Origin of the sequence: Clostridium autoethanogenum DSM 10061 (assembly GCF_001484725.1) — a bacterium.
Taxonomy (GTDB): Bacteria; Bacillota; Clostridia; order Clostridiales; family Clostridiaceae; genus Clostridium_B; species Clostridium_B ljungdahlii.
In genome coordinates this window covers 469970-486575 of record NZ_CP012395.1, presented here as the reverse complement: position 1 = coordinate 486575, position 16606 = coordinate 469970, and the positions used below count along the sequence as shown (strand labels likewise).

Sequence of the window (16606 nt, the reverse complement as noted above, 5' to 3'; positions counted from 1 at the left end):
GAATTATAATGGGATTTTGTAAATTGGTTATAGCATTAGGTGGAAATGCACTTCAGGAACCTGGTACGAAAGCTACAGCGGAGGCACAATTAGAAGTAATAAAAAAAACTTGTGAATATATTGCAGATATAAGCTGTAAGGGATATGAACTTGTAATAGTTCATGGAAATGGTCCTCAAGTGGGAAGAATTTTGCTTGCATCAGAAGCAGCTAGTAGTGTTACACCATCCATGCCTTTTGATGTATGCAGTGCCATGAGCCAGGGATATATAGGATATCACATTCAGCAGTCACTAAGAAAGGCTTTAGATAAGAGAAACAAGAAAGTGCCAGTGGTAACACTTATAACTCAGGCAGTAGTTGACAAAAATGATCCTGCATTTAAAAATCCAACTAAACCTATAGGTACTTTTTATAGTAAGGAAGAGGCGGAAAAACTTAAAAAAGAAAAAGGTTACGTGATGAAAGAAGACTCTGGAAGAGGGTGGAGAAGAGTAGTGGCTTCACCAGTTCCAAAGAGAATAGTTGAACTTCCGGCAATTAAAGTGTTGTGGGATTCTACTATTTGCGTAGCAGCTGGAGGTGGAAGCATTCCTGTTGCCCAAAAAGAAGATGGATCATTAGAAGGTGTTGCGGCAGTCATAGACAAAGATCTTGCAGCTGAAAGACTTGCGGAAGATGTAAATGCAGATATTCTTATGATACTTACAGAAGTTGAAAAAGTATCACTTAATTTTAAAAAAGCTAATCAAGTTGACCTTAATCACATTACGGTAGCAGAAGCAGAAAAGTATATTGAAGAAGGTCATTTTGCCCCAGGGTCAATGCTTCCAAAAGTAAAAGCAGCAGTGATGTTTGCAAAGTCAAATTCCCGTCACAGGTCAATAATTACTTCGCTTTATAAAGGTGAAGATGCCTTGGAAGGTAAGACGGGAACAGTTATTACTTTAGATAAATAATGAATACTTGATTTTTGCATATGCAGATTTTGACTCAATACAAAAATTTTACGAAGCAATTTTTTAAATAACAAAGTTCAAAGTTCAAATATCAAATAAGGATAATTTTCTTCCTAACGTCAGGAAATATTAAAATTGTAGATTTCCTGAGGTACGATGGAAATCATCTTTATCTGTTCTTTGTTATTTGGGCTTTATTATTTTTAAAAGCTTTGCTTCGCAAAGTTTTTAAATTGTGGAAGTTAATTATCTTTATGACTTTGTGTTAGAATATATAAAAAAGGAGGCTTTGCTTATGGGCGTAGTACTTGAAGGCGGAAAAATTATAACTGCTGTGGATTCTTATTATTCAGATATAAGAATAGAAGATGAAAGAATTGTTTCAATAGGAAATGATATAAAAAAAAGTGGAGATGAAGTCATATCTGTAAAAGGATGCTATATTTTACCGGGTGGTATAGATACTCATACTCACTTTGATTTGGAAAGTGGCTCTACCGTAACTGCAGATAATTTTGAAACTGGAACAAAAGCTGCTTTAGTTGGAGGTACCACTACAATATTAGATTATGCTACACAAAATAGGGGAGAGACGTTAAAAGAAGCCTTAAGAAAGCAGCATAAAAAATCAGATGGAATGTGCTATTGTGATTATGGATTTCACATGGGTATTACGGATTGGAGTGACAAGACATCTTGTGAAATGGAAGATATGGTTAGAGAAGGGGTAACTTCATTTAAATTATATATGGCCTATAAAAAAACACTTCAGGTAGATGACGGTGTAATATTTGAAGTTTTAAAAAGAAGTAAAGAATTAAAGAGCCTGATAACTTTTCACTGCGAAAATGGCGATATTATAGAAGCACTTATAAATGAAGCTAAATCAAAGGGAAACACATCCCCTTATTATCATCCATTGACAAGACCTGCTTTAGTTGAAAAAGAGGCAATTGCAAGGCTGCTTAATATTGCAGAAATTGCAGATTCACCGGTGTATATTGTACATTTAAGTACTAGAGAAGGCTTATTAAGTATTCTAGATGCTAAAAAGAGAGGAATAAAGGTTTATGCTGAGACTTGTCCTCAGTATCTACTGCTGGACGATTCCTGCTATGGAGATAAGAACAGCCATAATTTTGAGGAAGCAAAATATGTAATGTCACCTCCACTTAGAAAAACATATGATAATGATGCGTTGTGGAAAGGGATAAGCTCCAGAGAGATAATGACCATTGGAACAGATCACTGTTCTTTTAATTATAAAGGTCAAAAAGAAATTGGCATTGATGACTTTAGCAAGATTCCAAATGGGGCTCCAGGTGTAGAACATAGAATTGGGCTTATGTATACTTATGGAGTTCTAAAAAACAGGATAAGTATGAATGAAATGGTTGCGCTTACTTCAACTAATGCTGCTAAATTATTTGGCCTTTTTCCACAAAAAGGAACTATTGCAGTGGGCAGCGATGCCGATATTGTAGTATGGGACCCTGCTTTTTCTAAAGCTATTAGTGTTAAAAATCAAATGCAAAATGTAGATTATACTCCTTATGAAGGTTTTGAACAGAAAGGAAGAGTGCTGCATGCTTTTTTGAGGGGAAACAAGGTTATATCTAGTGGAAAATTCATTGAAGATAAACCTCTTGGAAAGTATTTGTATAGAAAAACGCAGCCAGAGGATATAAGTTATGGCAAAAGTTTCTGATAATGATTTTAGCGGGATTCCCTTATTTGAAAAAATAAATAAATCTACGTTGAAATTGATGCAGACAAAGGCTTTTAAGATAAAACTTACTAAAGGTGAAGAGTTGTTTTGTGAAAAAGACAAAGTAGATAAAATTTATATTGTTTTAAGTGGAAAAGTAACTATGTATAAGATATCAGAAGATGGACAAAAAAGGGTCATATATATTTTAGGCAGAGGAGAATTTATAAATGAAGTCATTTTTGACAATTTACCTGCATCCATAAGTTGTGAAGCTTTTGAAGATAGTTATATATTGTATTTTTTTAGAAATGATTTGTTAAAAATAATGGCAGGGGATTTTGAACTTACGCATATTATAATTAATTCCATGGCTAAAAAAATAAGAAGACTCTACAGGCAATTGAAAAACACCGTACCTATAAAAATGGATAAAAAGCTTGCAGCAAAACTCTGGAAATTGTCCAGAGATTACGGAGTGGAAACAAAAGAAGGTACAGTTATTGACTTGAATATAAGCATAACATATTTAGCTGAGATGCTTGGTAGTACAAGAGAGACTATTTCACGCTGCATGAACAATTTTGAAAAAAAAGGTATGATAAAATTTCATCATAAAAAGATAATAGTTATAGATCCCAAGGTGATGTCGATGTATTTTAGGGGAGTTTAGTGGAAAGCTGTATTTGCAGAAAATAATGCAAATGCAGTTTTTTATTTTTTGACCATAACGTGATTTGTATCACGTTAAATTTTCTACATTTATGATATGTTAAATATATAACAACGATGATTACATGCTGTTAGGTTTACAAGAATTCTAAGGAGGGAATTGACGAATGGGATTTGAAATTAGTAATGTGGAATTTGATAATTTTTTAAAAAAGCTGCAAGAAGAGTACAAAATCTATGCTCCAGTGAAATTAAAAGGTAAGGGAAGATTTTCGGATACAGATGTAGTTAGGTATGCAGAGATAAATACTATTGAAGAAATAATATTTGATGAAAAATCAAACTTTTCACCAAAAGAAGTGATGCTTCCAATAACTAAAACCTTGTTTTATTTTACAGAAGATTCTGTAATGGAACCAAAAGTGGATGACAAAAAGATATTGATATTTTTAAGAAGCTGTGACATCAATGCTGTAAGGAGAGTTGATGAAATTTATTTGAGAAATGGTGTAGAAGATCCTTACTATAAAAAAGTAAGAGATAAAGTAAAATTTGCACTTATGGAATGTGAACACAGCTTTGAAAACTGTTTCTGTGTAAGTATGGGCAGTAATAAGATAGAAAACTATGACTTATTTGTAAAACATAAGGATGGGAAAGTTTCAGTAAAGTGTAAAGATGAAAGCTTTAAAAATTACTTTGATGGAATGACAGAATGTAATGTAGAACCTAACTTTGTAACAAAAAACGATGTAAAGGTTAAAATCCCTGAAAATATGGATGTAAGTGTATTTAGTGCTCCACTGTGGGAAGAGTATTCTTCACGATGTATTTCTTGTGGAAGATGTAACCTTGTTTGTGGAACATGTACATGTTTTAATATGCAGGATATTTTCTATAAAGATAATAAAAATGTAGGAGAGAGAAGAAGAGTGTTGACTTCCTGCCAGATTGATGGATATACGGATATAGCTGGAGGACATAGTTTTAGACAGGATAAAGGACAGAGAATGAGATTTAAAGTTATGCATAAAGTTTATGACTTTAAGAAGAGATTTGGATATAACATGTGTGTTGGATGTGGAAGATGTGATGATGCATGTCCAGAATATATATCTTTTTCAAATTGTGTTAACAAGTTAAATGATGCAGTGGGAGAGGTGAAATAAATGGAAAATGTATATTTGCCAAAGGCTAGTAAAATATTAGATATTACAAAACATACGGATATTGATTATACATTTAAAATGGAGTTTAAAGGAACTGTGAAGCCGGGACAATTTTTTGAGGTTTCCATACCTAAATATGGAGAAGCTCCTATATCTGTATGTGAAATAGGAGATGGATATATAGGTTTAACTATAAGACGTGTGGGAGTAGTTACAGATGTCATTCATACTTTCTTTGTAGGAGATACTCTATTTATGAGGGGACCTTATGGAAACGGTTTTGACTTAGAGACGTACAAGGGAAAAGAACTTATTGTAGCTGCAGGAGGAACTGGACTAGCACCGGTAAAAGGTATTATAGATTACTTTGCTGCTAATAGAAGTGAAGTTACAAATTTTAATGTTTTAATGGGATTTAAGTCACCAGAGGATATATTGTTTAAAAAGAATATAGAAGAATGGAGAAAAAATATTGGTGTTACTTTAACGGTGGACAAGGCTGATGAAGGTTATGGTGGGAATGTAGGTTTAATTACTACTTATATTAAAGATTTAAATGTAAATAATGTGGAAGAAGCACAGGTAGTAGTAGTAGGTCCTCCAATAATGCTTAAATTTACTATAGCAGAATTTTTGAAGAGGGGAATTAAAGAGGAAAATATTTGGGCTTCTTATGAAAGAAAGATGTGCTGTGGTTTAGGAAAATGTGGTCATTGTAAAATGGACGATACATATATTTGCCTTGACGGTCCGGTATTTAATTATGTTAAAGCTAAACTTTTAATGGATTAAAAAAGGAGGACGATTATGGATATTAATACAAAAGTTCTAAAAAAGAATGCATTTAGAGTAACTAAGGAAAGAGGAAAGACGGCCATAAGGATTAGAGTACCAGGTGGACATATAGAAGCAAAATATTTTGAAATAATTCAAAAGGTTGCAGAAGAATACGGAAATGGAACAATTAATATTACTACAAGACAGGGATTTGAAGTACCTGGTATTGATATGAAAAACATTCCTGAGATAAATGAGATGATACAACCTGTTATAGAAGGACTTGAAATAAATCAAACTGATTCTAAAAATGGATATTCAGCATCAGGAACAAGGAATGTTACTGCTTGTATAGGAAATAAAGTTTGTCCTTTTGCAAATTATGACACCACTGCTTTTGCAAAGAGAATAGAAAAGGTTATATTTCCAAATGACTACCATGTAAAAGTAGCATTAACTGGATGTCCAAATGATTGTGCAAAAGTAAGAATGCATGATTTTGGAATTATAGGAATGACAGAACCGCAGTATGAAAGTTATAGATGTGTGGGCTGTAAAGCTTGTGTCAAAAATTGTAAGCTAAGATCTGCAGATGCACTTAAATTTGAAAACTTTAAGGTCCTAAGAGATGATAAAAAGTGTATAGGCTGTGGTGAATGTGTAGACAAATGCCCAATGGGGGCATGGACAAGAAGCAATAAGAAGTATTTTAAATTAACTATCCTGGGTAGAACGGGAAAGAAAAATCCAAGATTAGGTCAGGATTTCATTAAATGGGTAGATGAAGATAGCATTGTGAAGATAATTTTAAATACCTATGAATATATAGATAAGTATATAGACAAAAATGCTCCTGGTGGAAAAGAACATATAGGATATATCGTAGATAGAACTGGGTATCAGGAATTTAAAAAGTGGGCTTTAAAAGATGTACATTTGGACCCTAAAGCTGAAGTTGCTGAAACTATAAATTGGTAAAGCATTTAAATTACAAATAGGAGGGGAAATAATGGATATTGTAAGTGTTAAAGGAAATTCCAAACAAGGATTAACAGGAGCAACCTTAGGTTTTTTTGTAGGATTTGCAGCAGTTGCACTTTATGGTGCTACAGCTGCTGTGTTTAAAAAAAGTTTTATAGATTTGAATCCTATTTTACTAGCACTTCTTATTGCAATACCAAATTTATCAGGATCACTACTTAGAATTCCATTTGCAGCTTGGGTTGACGTAGATGGAGGAAGAAAACCCTTTATTACATTACTTATACTTTCAATAATTGGAATGACAGGACTCTATATAGTTATGGCTTTTTTTAAGCAGGATTTAAGTAACTGCTATTCCTTGCTTTTGATATTCGGGGCACTGTCAGGCTGTGGTATAGCTACCTTTTCTGTAGGAGTTAGCCAATCGTCCTATTGGTTTCCACAAAATAAGCAGGGGGTTGCACTTGGCATATATGGTGGAGTGGGAAATCTAGCACCTGGAATATTTACACTTTTGCTTCCAAATGTAGCACTGCCACTTTTAGGATTATCAAGTTCCTATTTAGCCTGGTTGATATTTTTAATAGCAGGAACTATAGCATATTTTATCATAGGAAAAAATGCGTGGTATTTTCAACTAATTCATGCAGGAGTGGGAAGAGAACAAGCAAAGATGACAGCTTCAAAGAAATATGGTCAGGAACTGTTTCCTAATGACAAAGTTAGTGAAAGTCTCATTATTTCTGCAAAGACATGGAAGACCTGGGCACTTGTTATAGTGTACTTCACCACATTTGGAGGATTTTTAGCACTAACTAGCTGGCTTCCAACATATTGGACAACCTTTTTCAAGTTGAACTTAAAAGCTGCAGGTTTATTAACTGCCATTTACTCAATTGCCACATCTATTGTAAGAATTTATGGTGGAAAGATAGCAGATAGAGTTGGAGGAGAATCTACATCCATTACAGCACTCTTTATAATGCTTGCAGGTACAATATGCATGTTTATTGCTTCTTCACTGCCTCTAGCTGTTATAGGAATTTTACTTTTAGCTGTAGGAATGGGTGTGACAAATGCTGCTGTATTTAAAATACTTCCTAAAGAAGTTCCACATGCTATTGGAGGTGCTTCTGGCTGGGTCGGTGGATTGGGAGCTTTTGGAGGTTTTGTTATACCACCTTTAATGGCGTCCTTTATAGATAAGACAGGCAAAAGCTTAAGTGGTTATTCTAGAGGATTTGTAATATTTATAGCACTTGCTTTGATTTCACTTCTTATTATAGGTTTGTTGAAATCTACTTCAAAGGGTAAATGATTTTGAAATTTAAATCATGTATTTTCAGTAAAAAATATTGAGAAGTGGAGATGAATTACGTGGAAGTAAAACAATCAACTTGTAATTATTGTGCACTTGGATGTAATCTGGACTTTTATGTTGAAGATAATAAAATAAAGAAAATACTTCCCACTAAAGGTTATCCGGTAAATGATGGATTTTGCTGTATAAAGGGATTAAATTTAAATAAGCAGTGCAGAAAATTTAAATCCAGTAAGTTACCTCTTTTGAAAGATGAAAGTGGGAAGATGAAAGTAATTTCTTGGGAGGATGCCTTTGAAACTTTTGCTTTCAAAATGAGATCTATTCAAGAAAAATACGGAACTAAAAGTGCAGCATATTTGAGTACCGGTCAGATAACAACAGAAGAAATGGCTCTCTTGGGTTTTATAGGCAGATGCTGCATGCAAATAAATGGGGATGGAAACACAAGACTTTGTATGGCTACGGCAGCTGTAGCACATAAACAGAGCTTTGGATTTGATGCACCTCCTTATACTCTAAAAGATTTTGAAATTTCTGACACTATTATATTAATTGGAGCAAATCCTGTGGTTGCTCACCCTATAATGTGGAGTCATATAAGAAAAAATGAAAAAGCTAAAGTAATAACAATTGACCCGAGAAAATCTGAAACAGCAATTAATTCAAATTTATGGATAGATATCAAGCCAAAATCTGATATTATACTTTTTTATACCCTTGCAAATGTACTTATAGAAAAGAACTGGATTGATAGAGAGTATATAGAGAAATATTCAGAAGGCTTTGAAGGATTTAAAGAACATGTGAAAAAGTATACTTTAGAAAATGTAGAAAAAAGAACGGGAATTTCGAGTAAAAGGGTAATGGAACTTGCGGAAATAATTCACAACGGGAAAAAAGTTTCATTTTGGTGGACTATAGGAATAAATCAAGGGTATGAGGCAGTTAGAACTGCACAATCAATAATAGACCTTGCAGTTATTACCGGAAACATAGGAAAAGAAGGTACTGGAGCAAATTCAATAACAGGTCAGTGTAATGCTATGGGTTCAAGAATATATAGTAATACTACAGCTTTATATGGAGGCAGAGACTTTGATAATCCAAAGCATAGAGAAGAAATTGCTTCTATTTTAGATGTTCCTTGTGAGATGATACCCAAAAAGCCAACCATACCTTACAATAAAATTATAGATAAAATAAACAGCGGAGAAATTAAGGCATTGTGGGTAATTGGAACAAATCCTAGACATTCCTGGGCAAATAACGAGGAATTTGAAAAAGCAATTCAAAAATTAGAATTCTTGGTTGTTCAGGATATATATGATGATACGGATACTTCTAAATTATCTGATTTATTTTTACCTTCTGTTTCAGCTCTCAAAAAAGAAGGATTTTTTATAAACACGGAAAGGCGTTTGTCAGCTGTAACTCCAATATTAAAAAAAGAAAAAGATGAACTTACAGATTATGACATATTGCTTGGAATAGGAAGAGCACTGAAAGTAGGAAAGCCTTTAGAAAAGTGGAAGACTCCAAGACATGCTTTTGAGCTTATAAAACAATTTAGCAGTAAAATGCCTTGTGATATAACTGGCATTGACTATGAGATGCTGGTTTCATCAAAAGGAATACAATGGCCCTTTAAAAAGGAGGATATATTAACTAGTGATGAGAGAAGATTGTTTGAAGATAATAAATATTTTACAGCAGATAAAAAAGTAAAGCTCATTTATGAAGATGCAGCCAAGAAGCCATTTACCCAAACAGAGAAATTTCCATACATATTTAATTCAGGTAGGGGAACTGTAGGACAATGGCATACCCAGACTAGAACTAGGGAAATTGAATTTGTAAAAAATAGCTGCTTTACAGATCCTTATGTTTTCATAAACTATAAATTAGCTGAAAAGCTGCATATAAAGGAAAATGAAAAAGTTGTGATTTTATCGGCAAATGGACATAAAAATGAATTTAGAGTTGTACTGACAAGAAATGTAAAAGAAGATCAATTATATGCTCCAATTCACTATATAGAAACAAATTCATTAACTCCATCTATATTTGATCCTTACTCAAAAGAACCTTCTTATAAATATGTTCCCGTAAATATTGAAAAAGTTTCGGAAGTTAGGAGCTGATAATTTTGAAGAGAATAAAGATAGATAGAAGTAAGTGTATTGGATGTCTTACTTGTACTACAGCCTGTATTGTTTCGCATGACTGTGTTGATAACAGAAGTAGAATCGCGCTGAGTAGTAAAGGAAAATATGCTCCCATATTTTGCAGGCATTGTGACAAGCCAGAATGTGTATATACGTGTATGACTGGTGCTATGAGAAAAAACCCAGATACCGGTATTGTAGAGTACGATAAAAATCAATGTGCAAGCTGTTTTATGTGTATAATGGCATGTCCTTATGGAGTGCTAAAGGCAGATAGTGAAAACAATAGAGAAATTATGAAATGTGATATGTGCCAGCATACGGAAAGTAAAAATCCGCAGTGTGTAGCTAGATGTCCTATGCACGCTATTACTTTAGAGGAGGTGTAGTGTATATGATTTACGTTGTAATAGGGGCTTCTGCATCTGGTATAAATGGTGCAAGAACTCTTAGAAAACTTGAACCTGATGCAGATATAATATTGATTTCAAAAGATGAATATGTCTATTCCAGATGTATATTACACCATTATATTAGTAATAAAAGAAATATAGATGCACTCAATTTTTCAGAAAAGGATTATTTTAAAAAGTACAATATAAAATGGATGAGGGGAATTGCAGTAGATAAGCTAAAAGATGAAGAGCATGAAATAGAGCTTTCAGATGGGAGCAGATTAAGTTATGATAAGCTTCTTGTAGCAAGTGGAGCAAGTTCTTTCATACCTCCTGTGGAAAATCTTAGAGGAGCAAATAATGTAGTAGGACTTAGAAATTTGGAAGATGCACAAAAAATAAAGGATGCAGCTAAAAAAGTAAAAAATGTAGTTGTACTTGGAGCAGGCCTTATAGGAATTGATGCAATTACAGGACTTTTAGGTTATGGATTAAATATTTCAGTTGTAGAAATGAACGATAGGATTTTAGCAGTTCAGCTTGATAAATATGCAGCAGGCAGATATGAAGATTTATTTAGAGAAAATGGAGTGAATTTAAAGCTGGGAGTTAAAGCAGAGAAGCTTTTAGTTGACGAAGCCAATAATCCTAAAGAATTGCTTCTAAATACAGGTGAAATAATTCCTTGTGAGTTTGTAGTTGTATCAGCAGGAGTTAGAGCAAATACTGCTTTTTTGCAGGGGAGTAATGTGAAATTCGACAAGTTTGGCCTTATCATTGATGAAAGAGGCAAGACAAATATAGGGGATGTGTATGGTGCAGGTGATGTAACTGGAAGAAATCCAATTTGGCCTACAGCTGTTAAGGAAGGAATTGTAGCAGCTAGTAATATGGCAGGAAAAAAACTTTTAATGACAGATTTCTTCGGAAGCAAAAATACCATGAATTTTTTAGGACTAGCAAGCATGTCTCTTGGAAATGTATCAGCTCTAGATGAAAGCTATAAAGAGGAAATAGAAACTAAAGATGGTAATTACAAAAAAGTAATACATAAAGATGGCATAATATATGGCGCCATAATTCAAGGGGATTTATCTTATGCAGGTATATTGACTCAACTTATTAGGAGGAAAATAAATATTTCAGCTGTTAAGAAATCCATTTTTGAAATAGACTACTCAGACTTTTTTAATATAAAGGAAAATTTAGAGTATACTTTCTAAAAAGTATACTCTAAATTTTTATATTTATCCGATGACTACCTGCTCTAATACTCCAACTTCTCCAAGTGTGAGTAAAGAGCAGCTACATCCCTGGATAACGATTTCTAAGCATCAGGTGGAGTCAAAACTCCATCTGATGCTTAGAACTCTGTTTATAGATTAGATGTATAAAATAAAGTTCTTTATTAAAAATTTATTTCCTTTGGAGGCTGGCCGGAAAAATCTGATATGGTTGCCTTAGCATGTTCAATATAAAATACTTCAAAAATAGGATTGTCTGCAGTTGTATACATTTTCTTCAATCCTTCATTTTCGTTAAGTATTTTTTCTTTATATCGCATATCTTTTGTGAAAACCACCTTGCCAGATAATCTAACTGTTATCATATCCTTTGAAGTAGTAGTAAATTCAGCAAAAGGAGTTGATTGCAATTGTTTATATACGTCTTTATTATTGGCTGTACAAAAATAAAATTTCTGATTTTCTTCAAATTGAAACATCCAAGGTCTTACACGAGGCTTTCCATCTTCTACAGTTGCGAAAGCACCTGTTCTATTTTCATTTAATAGTTGAACAACAGTTTTCATTATAAACCCTCCTAATATTTCATTATCTAAATAATTTGTGCTAATTACAATAATAGTATAAATAAACAATTTATTCAAGTTGAAAATATAATTCATATTATGTACTTTATAGGAATAGTATCAATAAAAAGGTAAAAATGAACAGAATAGTACAATATGATTTAAAGCCGCAAAGGGAGTTTGTTTTCGAATCTGGAGTAAATTAATATTAATCATTTAATAAATATTAGAAAGGAATGTGATGTTATGTACCGCTATGTAGGAATTTCCTTAGAAAAACTATTAGAAATTGATATTCTTAAGGATGCAAGAATTTTAGCGGGAGCAAAAGGAATGACAAATAGGATTACAAAAGTAAATGTAATGGAAGTTCCAGATATTATAGAATGGGTTGGGGAAGGTGAGTTTTTAATCACTGCAGCTTATCCAATAAAAGATAACATTAAAGTTCTTCTTGAACTTATTCCTAAATTAAATGAAAAAGGGGTATCTGGTCTTGGAATTAAGTTAGGTAGATATATAAATATATTACCACAGGATATTATAAAAATAGCAGACGATCTCGGATTCCCAATTATTAAAATACCATTTTCTGTTTCACATACAGATGTAATATCAGCAGTACTAACAGAGGTTGTAAATGATCAGATGAACAGCTTTTTTAAAATAGATCATTTTAACAAAGAAGTTATGAATATGATGGCAAATGGCGGAAGTTTAAAGGAAATTACAAAGAAACTTTATGATAATATAGGCAATTCATTGGCTATATATGAAAGCATGAATGACAGATATGAAATTATGTGTGATCAGGAGCTAGATAAAAAAATACTTGATAAGCTGATAAATGAAAATACAAATCAAAAATATATAGAAAGGGGTAATAATACTGATTGCACATATAAATCATGTACAGATAATATTAAGGGAAGGAATATTAAACGAGTAACCATTCCAATTATTATAGAAAGAGTTGAATATGGATGTATTTTTATATGGCTTGATAAAAAAGAATTAACCCCAGTAGATAATATGCTTATCGATTCATATGTGCATATTATAGCCTTGGACTTTGTTAAAAAAATTTCTTTATACAAAATGGAAGGTCATTACAAATTGGAGTTTTTTGATGACTTGCTTTGTGATGATGTGGAGAGACAAGAAAGGGCAATTGAAAGATCAAAAACTTTTAATTTTCATAAAGAACTAAAACATACTGTGATTATTATTCGTGTAAAAGGTTTATATACAGAAACAAGCTTAGATAAAGTAAATTATTCACAAGGAATAATAAGAAATTTATTATTTATCACAGCAAGAGTGTCAAAAATTTATAACGAAAAAATAGTATGTGTTGAAAAAAGTGATAGAATAATAATTTTATTTGGTAGTGAAAAAGAGAAAAATATTAAATTGATAAAGAAAGACATAATTGATTTTAGCGAAAAATTATTAAAGGAAGCTTTGAAAAAGTTTAAAATTAACCAAATAACAATTGGTGTAGGTCGTTCTTATGAAGACATTGTGCATCTTTGGGAAAGCTATGAACAAGCTAAACTTATTGTTGAAAACCTAAGTAAAATTAATACTGGAAACATAATTAATTATGATGATTTGGGAATATATAGATTGCTTTCCTTTAACGGACTTAGAGGTGAGCTTAAAAATTTTTGCATGGATACAGTAAAACCTCTTGTTGAATATGACAAAGTAAATAACTCTGAATTAGTAAAAACGCTGGAAGCTTATTTCGAGTGTAATGGCAACATGAAAAAAATATCGCAAAAAATGTACATGCATTATAACACTATTATATATAGGCTGCAAAAAATACAAGATATTACAGGGATTGATTTAGATAATTGTGAAAGCAGACTAAATCTTGAGGTTGGGCTAAAAGCTATGAACTTAATTAAATACAGAGAATAAACTTCAAATACGAAAATTTATTTTAACTAGAGATTAGGATCAATAAAGGGATTAAGATGCATGTATGTTAAGAGTATACAAATAAGTGTCTCAATATTTAGAATATTTACATAAAGACATTATAAACTAAATAAAGTAATATATACGTAAGATGGAAATAAGGGATTGGTTATATTGAAAGCATCGTTTATATGTGAAAATCTACTAAAAGCTATAGCAGCGGAAGAAATAGTAGAAGGTCGAGTCCATTCTGTTTTCAAAAATGCTTGTAATATTGAGGCATGTGGTAATTTTATTACGTTATTAAGTAATAAGAAAAATATGGCACCTATGAGTATTCTTATAGATAGCAGTAGAAAATTTGACTTCAAGAAACTTAATATAACTCAAAATTTATATTTTAATTTTAATGTAAATGGTATCTATTGTAGTGAAAGAAATTTATTTATAAGATTGGATGAAGCCCAAAAGTGGTCTCCTCGTGTATCCATAAGATATTCAAATATAACTGAAAAGGAACTAGCTAACAATATAAAAATATTGGAGATTGGACTAAATACACATGGCAAGCTTTATGGTATAGGTCCATTGGTAAACATGATAAATGATGAATTACCAAATCTCAAATTATTTTCTTTTAAAATTCATTCTATTGATGAAAGCTTTAAATTTATTAAAAGCAGGTTTTTGAGATTAATTCGAGCATTAGAAATATTAGACATTGATGAGATAGCTCAAATAGGAGGGAGTATTATTGGTTTTGGATCAGGACTTACTCCTGCAGTGGATGATTTCATAAGTGGTCTTATGATTTGCTTTATTTATCTCGGATATTACTACAAGTTGGATATTTCCCCAATATATAAATTTAATAGCAAAATGATAAGTGAAGGCGTAAATAAAACAACAAAGGTAAGCTCTGAAATGTTAAAGCACTCATCTATTGGAGAGACAAATGAGGCTGTAAGAGAACTTATGGAATCAATATTATATTATCATGATGAAGAAAAAATTAATAAAGCTATATTAAACATCATTAGTTATGGCGAAACTTCTGGAACAGATACAGCTTTGGGAATTTATGTAGGTTGCAAATTTCTGACCACTATAAAGTATAGGAGGGTTTACGAAAATGAAGTTCTGTGTAGATATCAGAAAAAACACATATTATGATTCTGTTGCTCTAATGGTAATTACTAAAGAAATTAAGAAGCTGCCTTATGTTAAAGAAATAATTGTGGGTATGGGAACAGATCTTAACAAAGAACTATCTGAGAATTTAAATTTAAGTAATGAGGAAATAAGAAATCTTACACCAAATGATTTCTTTATTGCAGCTTATGTGTCAGATGAAGAAGAAAATCCAACTAAAAGTATTGTAAGTAAGGTAAATGAGCTTTTAAATTCAAAGGAAGAAGAATCCAAAAATGAAAACGAATACAAACCCAATACTTTTAATGCTGCACTTAGGCATATGAAAGATGCAAATATGGCGATTATTTCACTACCAGGAAAGTATGCAGCAGATGAGGCAAGAAAAGCTCTTAAAAATGGACTTAATGTTATGTTGTTTAGTGACAATGTAACTGTTGAAGATGAAATAGAACTAAAGAAGATGGGCAGAAGTAAAGGACTTCTTGTAATGGGACCGGATTGTGGTACCGCTATAATTAATCATGTTCCACTATGCTTTGCTAATGTTGTTAGAAAAGGTGATATAGGAATTGTTGGAGCATCAGGGACAGGTACTCAAGAAGTTACAGTTCTTATTGACAAATTAGGTGCTGGAATATCTCAGGCAATTGGCACTGGAGGAAGAGATTTAAAAAGCAGTGTTGGCGGAATTATGATGATTGAAGGATTTAAGGCGCTGATTGAAGATCCAGATACAAAAGTAATAGTTTTAGTTTCAAAACCACCAGCTCCTGAGGTAGCTAAAAATATATTAGATATGGTAGCAAGTACAAATAAACCAATAGTTGTAGACTTTATAGGCGGAGATAGAAAAGCAATTGAAGACAGTGGAGCTTATGCTTGTGTAAGTTTGGAAGATGCGGCATATAAGGCAGTAGCACTTTCTAAGGGCAATTCTGTTTGTGATTATACCTCCTTTTCACAGCCTATAGAGGAAATAGACAAATTAGTTAAGCAAGAAGCTGCTAAATTTGACAGTAAACAAAAATATATAAGGGCATTATATACAGGTGGGACTTTAGCTGATGAGGCTATGAAATTACTTGGCAAAGAGGGATTTGATATATATTCAAATATTCCACTTAAGAAAGAACTTAAACTTAAAAATATATTAAAAAGTCAAAAAAATACTTGCATTGATTTAGGAGACGATGATTTTACTGTTGGCAAACCTCATCCAATGATTGATCCAATGGGAAGAGTCGAAAGATTACCTCAGGAAGCAGAAGATGAAGAAGTAGCAATAATTTTGATGGACTTTGTAATAGGTTATGGCTGTCATGCTGATCCAGCAGGAGAGATGTTACCTGGAATTATTGATGCAAAGAAGAATATGGAAAATAAAGGCAAATACCTTTGCGTAGTTGGTTATATTTGTGGAACAGAAAATGATCCACAAAATTACAAAGCTCAAAAAGAAAAACTAGAACAAGCTGGGGTTATACTTATGCCATCCAACGCACAAGCCGTTAGATATTGTGCAAGATTGATGAAAAAAATAAATAGTAAATGAAGGGAAG

The 16606-nt window shown here is 32.4% G+C and carries 14 protein-coding genes; 13 read left to right on the top strand and 1 reads right to left on the bottom strand.

The annotated features are described in order from the left end of the window. Positions 1-8 precede the first annotated feature (8 nt). From arcC to CLAU_RS02045, 10 genes are all read left to right on the top strand, one after another. Positions 9-959 carry a carbamate kinase gene (gene arcC, locus CLAU_RS02090; RefSeq protein WP_013239028.1) on the top strand — a complete coding sequence of 317 codons (951 nt, stop codon included), beginning with the start codon at positions 9-11 and terminating at the stop codon, positions 957-959. Positions 960-1254: 295 nt separating this feature from the next. Further along, positions 1255-2667: a dihydropyrimidinase gene (gene hydA, locus CLAU_RS02085; protein ID WP_013239027.1), complete on the top strand. Its 1413-nt coding sequence runs from the start codon at positions 1255-1257 to the stop codon at positions 2665-2667. Then, positions 2651-3340 (top strand): Crp/Fnr family transcriptional regulator, encoded by a 690-nt coding sequence (locus CLAU_RS02080; protein WP_013239026.1) that lies wholly within the window; start codon positions 2651-2653, stop codon positions 3338-3340. The genes hydA and CLAU_RS02080 overlap by 17 nt, the downstream gene beginning before the upstream one ends. Positions 3341-3506: 166 nt before the next feature. After that, on the top strand, positions 3507-4508 hold the full coding sequence (gene asrA, locus CLAU_RS02075) for an anaerobic sulfite reductase subunit AsrA (protein ID WP_013239025.1): 1002 nt from the start codon (positions 3507-3509) through the stop codon (positions 4506-4508). Further along, entirely contained in the window at positions 4509-5300 is a 792-nt protein-coding gene (gene asrB / locus CLAU_RS02070; RefSeq protein ID WP_023161840.1) for an anaerobic sulfite reductase subunit AsrB, read from the top strand. Positions 5301-5315: 15 nt separating this feature from the next. Continuing rightward, positions 5316-6263, top strand: coding sequence for a sulfite reductase subunit C (gene asrC, locus CLAU_RS02065; protein WP_013239023.1), 948 nt, complete (start codon positions 5316-5318; stop codon positions 6261-6263). Positions 6264-6294: 31 nt separating this feature from the next. Beyond that, positions 6295-7587, top strand: a complete 1293-nt coding sequence (locus tag CLAU_RS02060; protein ID WP_029169938.1) for an MFS transporter — start codon at positions 6295-6297, stop codon at positions 7585-7587. A gap of 50 nt (positions 7588-7637) precedes the next feature. Next, the gene (locus CLAU_RS02055) at positions 7638-9734 is read left to right on the top strand and encodes a molybdopterin oxidoreductase family protein (RefSeq protein WP_013239021.1); all 2097 of its coding nucleotides are present in this window, start codon (positions 7638-7640) and stop codon (positions 9732-9734) included. A gap of 5 nt (positions 9735-9739) precedes the next feature. Next, positions 9740-10147 carry a 4Fe-4S dicluster domain-containing protein gene (locus tag CLAU_RS02050; protein ID WP_013239020.1) on the top strand — a complete coding sequence of 136 codons (408 nt, stop codon included), beginning with the start codon at positions 9740-9742 and terminating at the stop codon, positions 10145-10147. Positions 10148-10152: 5 nt separating this feature from the next. After that, positions 10153-11376 carry an NAD(P)/FAD-dependent oxidoreductase gene (locus tag CLAU_RS02045; protein ID WP_029169937.1) on the top strand — a complete coding sequence of 408 codons (1224 nt, stop codon included), beginning with the start codon at positions 10153-10155 and terminating at the stop codon, positions 11374-11376. Positions 11377-11561: 185 nt separating this feature from the next. Here CLAU_RS02045 and CLAU_RS02040 read toward each other — a convergent pair whose 3' ends face one another. Continuing rightward, positions 11562-11963 carry a pyridoxamine 5'-phosphate oxidase family protein gene (locus CLAU_RS02040; RefSeq protein WP_013239018.1) on the bottom strand — a complete coding sequence of 134 codons (402 nt, stop codon included), beginning with the start codon at positions 11961-11963 and terminating at the stop codon, positions 11562-11564. Between the two features lie 246 nt (positions 11964-12209). On the opposite strand from CLAU_RS02040, the gene CLAU_RS02035 reads away from it, so the two are divergent. The 3 genes from CLAU_RS02035 (at position 12210) to fdrA (ending at position 16599) form a co-directional block, all read left to right on the top strand. After that, entirely contained in the window at positions 12210-13892 is a 1683-nt protein-coding gene (locus CLAU_RS02035) for a PucR family transcriptional regulator (RefSeq protein WP_023161835.1), read from the top strand. Between the two features lie 174 nt (positions 13893-14066). Further along, entirely contained in the window at positions 14067-15065 is a 999-nt protein-coding gene (locus CLAU_RS02030) for an oxamate carbamoyltransferase subunit AllH family protein (RefSeq protein ID WP_029169967.1), read from the top strand. Next, the gene (fdrA, locus tag CLAU_RS02025; RefSeq protein ID WP_023161833.1) at positions 15025-16599 is read left to right on the top strand and encodes an acyl-CoA synthetase FdrA; all 1575 of its coding nucleotides are present in this window, start codon (positions 15025-15027) and stop codon (positions 16597-16599) included. The genes CLAU_RS02030 and fdrA overlap by 41 nt, the downstream gene beginning before the upstream one ends. The last annotated feature ends 7 nt before the right edge of the window (positions 16600-16606 follow it).